The 5,672-nt window shown below is 53.9% G+C and carries 3 rRNA genes; all 3 read left to right on the top strand.

The window, feature by feature from the left end:
- The first annotated feature begins 278 nt into the window (after positions 1-278).
- The 3 genes from QRN26_RS18680 to rrf all read left to right on the top strand — a co-directional run bounded on the left by QRN26_RS18680 (position 279) and on the right by rrf (position 5,619).
- Positions 279-1,799 (top strand): 16S ribosomal RNA (locus QRN26_RS18680).
- Between the two features lie 450 nt (positions 1,800-2,249).
- Positions 2,250-5,366 (top strand): 23S ribosomal RNA (locus QRN26_RS18675).
- Between the two features lie 136 nt (positions 5,367-5,502).
- Positions 5,503-5,619: ribosomal RNA gene (gene rrf, locus QRN26_RS18670) — 5S ribosomal RNA — on the top strand.
- Together the 16S, 23S and 5S rRNA genes form the textbook arrangement of a ribosomal RNA operon.
- Positions 5,620-5,672 lie beyond the last annotated feature (53 nt).

The raw sequence follows: 5,672 nt of genomic DNA, 5'->3' as shown, positions 1-5,672 counted from the left end.
AAGTTGCCCTGCAGGGCGGTCGTGATGGCCAAAGGCAGGAGCATCCGATCCTTGAGAACTCAACAGCGTGCACAATGTCAAATGCCAAAAACCTCGTGCAATTGATGCCTTCCTTTTCGGTTGGTTGATGTTGCGGGAGATTCCTTTGGAAAACATTTAAACAAAACAAAGCAAGTCAGTAATGATTTGTTCTGTCAGTTTCAAACTTGCATCGTGTTCACCTATTCCGGTGGCATGGTGCGCGAAATGTGCCGGTCTTCGGATCGTGCAATTCAACATTTACGGAGAGTTTGATCCTGGCTCAGGACGAACGCTGGCGGCGTGCTTAACACATGCAAGTCGAACGATGAAGCCCAGCTTGCTGGGTGGATTAGTGGCGAACGGGTGAGTAACACGTGAGTAACCTGCCCTTGACTCTGGGATAAGCGTTGGAAACGACGTCTAATACCGGATACGAGCTTCCACCGCATGGTGAGTTGCTGGAAAGAATTTTGGTCAAGGATGGACTCGCGGCCTATCAGCTTGTTGGTGAGGTAATGGCTCACCAAGGCGACGACGGGTAGCCGGCCTGAGAGGGTGACCGGCCACACTGGGACTGAGACACGGCCCAGACTCCTACGGGAGGCAGCAGTGGGGAATATTGCACAATGGGCGAAAGCCTGATGCAGCAACGCCGCGTGAGGGACGACGGCCTTCGGGTTGTAAACCTCTTTTAGCAGGGAAGAAGCGAAAGTGACGGTACCTGCAGAAAAAGCACCGGCTAACTACGTGCCAGCAGCCGCGGTAATACGTAGGGTGCAAGCGTTGTCCGGAATTATTGGGCGTAAAGAGCTCGTAGGCGGTTTGTCGCGTCTGCTGTGAAATCCCGAGGCTCAACCTCGGGTCTGCAGTGGGTACGGGCAGACTAGAGTGCGGTAGGGGAGATTGGAATTCCTGGTGTAGCGGTGGAATGCGCAGATATCAGGAGGAACACCGATGGCGAAGGCAGATCTCTGGGCCGCTACTGACGCTGAGGAGCGAAAGGGTGGGGAGCAAACAGGCTTAGATACCCTGGTAGTCCACCCCGTAAACGTTGGGCGCTAGATGTGGGGACCATTCCACGGTTTCCGTGTCGTAGCTAACGCATTAAGCGCCCCGCCTGGGGAGTACGGCCGCAAGGCTAAAACTCAAAGGAATTGACGGGGGCCCGCACAAGCGGCGGAGCATGCGGATTAATTCGATGCAACGCGAAGAACCTTACCAAGGCTTGACATATACGAGAACGGGCCAGAAATGGTCAACTCTTTGGACACTCGTAAACAGGTGGTGCATGGTTGTCGTCAGCTCGTGTCGTGAGATGTTGGGTTAAGTCCCGCAACGAGCGCAACCCTCGTTCTATGTTGCCAGCACGTAATGGTGGGAACTCATGGGATACTGCCGGGGTCAACTCGGAGGAAGGTGGGGACGACGTCAAATCATCATGCCCCTTATGTCTTGGGCTTCACGCATGCTACAATGGCCAGTACAAAGGGCTGCAATACCGTAAGGTGGAGCGAATCCCAAAAAGCTGGTCCCAGTTCGGATTGAGGTCTGCAACTCGACCTCATGAAGTCGGAGTCGCTAGTAATCGCAGATCAGCAACGCTGCGGTGAATACGTTCCCGGGCCTTGTACACACCGCCCGTCAAGTCATGAAAGTCGGTAACACCCGAAGCCAGTGGCCTAACCGCAAGGATGGAGCTGTCTAAGGTGGGATCGGTAATTAGGACTAAGTCGTAACAAGGTAGCCGTACCGGAAGGTGCGGCTGGATCACCTCCTTTCTAAGGAGCATGTGCAACGCTCGTCTGTATACAGCGAGGTTTACGTTGCCAAGTCACACTGAGACGAATGTTCTCGGGTGGCGCTCATGGGTGGAACATTGACATTGATGCAGACGTGAGAGTCTGCCAGCAAGTACGTCTTCTTCGGGGGATTGGAACGGTGGCCGGCTGGAGGGTTTGCATATGCACGCTGTTGGGTCCTGAGGGACCGGATCTTTCCCGCCTCGGTGGGGGAGGACGAACCTCAGGGCCTGTTGTTGTCGGCATACATCGCCGTCACGCAGGTACCGCCCGTACTTTGAGAACTACACAGTGGACGCGAGCATCTTAGATTCATGGCCCTTCGGGGTTGTGGATCACAAAGATCAAAACATGCTTCTTCGGAAGTGATGTTGATCATTGGTCAATCTTCATCAGGTAACTGGTGACGATCGATTCAAACTCATGTGATTTCAAATTTCTAAGAGCAAACGGTGGATGCCTTGGCATCTGGAGCCGAAGAAGGACGTAGTAATCTGCGATAAGCCTCGGGGAGCTGATAAACGAGCTGTGATCCGAGGATTTCCGAATGGGGAAACCCCGCCAGGCCTGTTAAGTGACCTGGTGACTCCCGCCTGAATATATAGGGCGGGTAGAGGGAACGGGGGGAAGTGAAACATCTCAGTACCCCCAGGAAGAGAAAACAACAGTGATTCCGTCAGTAGTGGCGAGCGAAATCGGAAGAGGCTAAACCGGGCATGTGTGATAGCTATCAGGCGTTGCATGTCCGGGGTTGTGGGACTTCTCACTCCGAACTGATATTCGGGGAGCATTAGAACGTGGTATAGACGAATGGGATTGAAAGCCCAGCCAAAGACGGTGCCAGCCCGGTAGTCGAAATGCTGCAATCGTGCGAGGAGTATCCCAAGTAGCACGGGGCCCGAGAAATCCCGTGTGAATCTGTCAGGACCACCTGATAAGCCTAAATACTCCCAGATGACCGATAGCGGACAAGTACCGTGAGGGAAAGGTGAAAAGTACCCCGGGAGGGGAGTGAAATAGTACCTGAAACCGTTTGCTTACAAACCGTTGGAGCACCCTTGTAGGTGTGACAGCGTGCCTTTTGAAGAATGAGCCTGCGAGTTAGCGATATGTGGCGAGGTTAACCCGTGTGGGGTAGCCGTAGCGAAAGCGAGTCTGAATAGGGCGATTCAGTCGCATGTCCTAGACCCGAAGCGAAGTGATCTATCCATGGCCAGGTTGAAGCGACGGTAAGACGTCGTGGAGGACCGAACCCACTTCAGTTGAAAATGGAGGGGATGAGCTGTGGATAGGGGTGAAAGGCCAATCAAACTTCGTGATAGCTGGTTCTCTCCGAAATGCATTTAGGTGCAGCGTTGCGTGTTTCTTGCCGGAGGTAGAGCTACTGGATGGCCGATGGGGCCCAAAAGCTTACTGACGTCAGCCAAACTCCGAATGCCGGTAAGTGAGAGCGCAGCAGTGAGACGGTGGGGGATAAGCTTCATCGTCGAGAGGGAAACAACCCAGACCACCAACTAAGGTCCCAAAGCGCGTGCTAAGTGGGAAAGGATGTGGAGTTGCACAGACAACCAGGAGGTTGGCTTAGAAGCAGCCACCCTTGAAAGAGTGCGTAATAGCTCACTGGTCAAGTGATTCCGCGCCGACAATGTAACGGGGCTCAAGCACGCCACCGAAGTTGTGGCATTGATATTTTTGGTAGGCCTTCGTGGTCCAGCCGTATTGATGGGTAGGAGAGCGTCGTGTGGCGAGTGAAGCGGCGGTGTAAACCAGCCGTGGACGCTACACGAGTGAGAATGCAGGCATGAGTAGCGAAAGACATGTGAGAAACATGTCCTCCGAAAGACCAAGGGTTCCAGGGTCAAGCTAATCTTCCCTGGGTAAGTCGGGACCTAAGGCGAGGCCGACAGGCGTAGTCGATGGACAACGGGTTGATATTCCCGTACCCGCGAAGAACCGCCCAAGACAATCCAGTGGTGCTAAGAGTCCTAACCCGGACGACTGATTCCCTTCGGGGATGATGGGTCCGGTCTAACGCTCGACCCCATGCTGGTGCGTTTAGCGTATTAACAGGTGTGACGCAGGAAGGTAGCCTATGCCGGGCGATGGTTGTCCCGGTGTAAGTGCGTAGGCTGAGAGATAGGCAAATCCGTCTCTCGTGAAGGCTGAGACACGATACGGACCCGTAAGGGATAGTAGGTGATCCTATGCTGCCAAGAAAAGCATCGACGCGAGGTTCTAGTGGCCCGTACCCCAAACCGACTCAGGTGGTCAGGTAGAGAATACTAAGGAGATCGAGAGAATCGTGGTTAAGGAACTCGGCAAAATGCCCCCGTAACTTCGGGAGAAGGGGGGCCTGAGGCGTATTAGGACTTGCTCCGAAAGCGTTTGAAGGCCGCAGAGACCAGTGGGAAGCGACTGTTTACTAAAAACACAGGTCCGTGCCAAGTCGCAAGACGATGTATACGGACTGACGCCTGCCCGGTGCTGGAAGGTTAAGAGGAACGGTTAGCCGCAAGGCGAAGCTGAGAATTTAAGCCCCAGTAAACGGCGGTGGTAACTATAACCATCCTAAGGTAGCGAAATTCCTTGTCGGGTAAGTTCCGACCTGCACGAATGGCGTAACGACTTCCCAGCTGTCTCAACCGCGAACTCGGCGAAATTGCATTACGAGTAAAGATGCTCGTTACGCGCAGCAGGACGGAAAGACCCCGTGACCTTTACTACAGCTTGGTATTGGTGTTCGGTGTGGCTTGTGTAGGATAGGTGGGAGACTTTGAAGCTTGGACGCTAGTTCAGGTGGAGTCATTGTTGAAATACCACTCTGGTCACTCTGGATATCTAACTTCGAACCGTAATCCGGTTCAGGGACAGTGCCTGGTGGGTAGTTTAACTGGGGCGGTTGCCTCCCAAAAAGTAACGGAGGCGCCCAAAGGTTCCCTCAACCTGGTTGGCAATCAGGTGTCGAGTGTAAGTGCACAAGGGAGCTTGACTGTGAGACTGACAAGTCGAGCAGGGACGAAAGTCGGGACTAGTGATCCGGCAGTGGCTTGTGGAAGCGCTGTCGCTCAACGGATAAAAGGTACCTCGGGGATAACAGGCTGATCTTGCCCAAGAGTCCATATCGACGGCATGGTTTGGCACCTCGATGTCGGCTCGTCGCATCCTGGGGCTGGAGTAGGTCCCAAGGGTTGGGCTGTTCGCCCATTAAAGCGGTACGCGAGCTGGGTTTAGAACGTCGTGAGACAGTTCGGTCCCTATCCGCTGCGCGCGCAGGAAATTTGAAAGGATCTGACCCTAGTACGAGAGGACCGGGTTGGACGAACCTCTGGTGTGTCAGTTGTTCCGCCAGGAGCACCGCTGATTAGCTACGTTCGGGATGGATAACCGCTGAAAGCATCTAAGCGGGAAGCCGGCCTTAAGATGAGATTTCCATGCCTTCGGGCGAGAGGCTCCCAGCCAGACTACTGGGTTGATAGGCCGGATGTGGAAGAGAGGACGAAAGACTCTCGGAGCTGACCGGTACTAATAAGCCGATAATTTGATAACACTTTCTTTGTTTGAATACGAAGATGCTACGCGTCCACTGAGTGGTTCTCGATGTACGGTCGAGAACCCGCAAACAACACCACTGTGTTCGCACAGCGTGTTGGTTTGCTTGTTCACTTTGATACATCAATAGTGTTTCGGCGGCCATAGCGAGAGGGAAACGCCCGGTCACATTCCGAACCCGGAAGCTAAGACTCTTTGCGCCGATGGTACTGCAGGGGGGACCCTGTGGGAGAGTAGGACACCGCCGGACTTCTTCGTTGAAATGGCCACCCAAGGTTCTTGGGTGGCCATTTTGCGTTAACG

The sequence above is a fragment of the Plantibacter sp. ME-Dv--P-095 genome (assembly GCF_030209365.1).
Classification (GTDB): Bacteria; Actinomycetota; Actinomycetes; order Actinomycetales; family Microbacteriaceae; genus Plantibacter.
The sequence above is the reverse complement of the archived record's forward strand: the minus strand, read 5'-3'. Positions and strand labels throughout refer to the sequence as shown.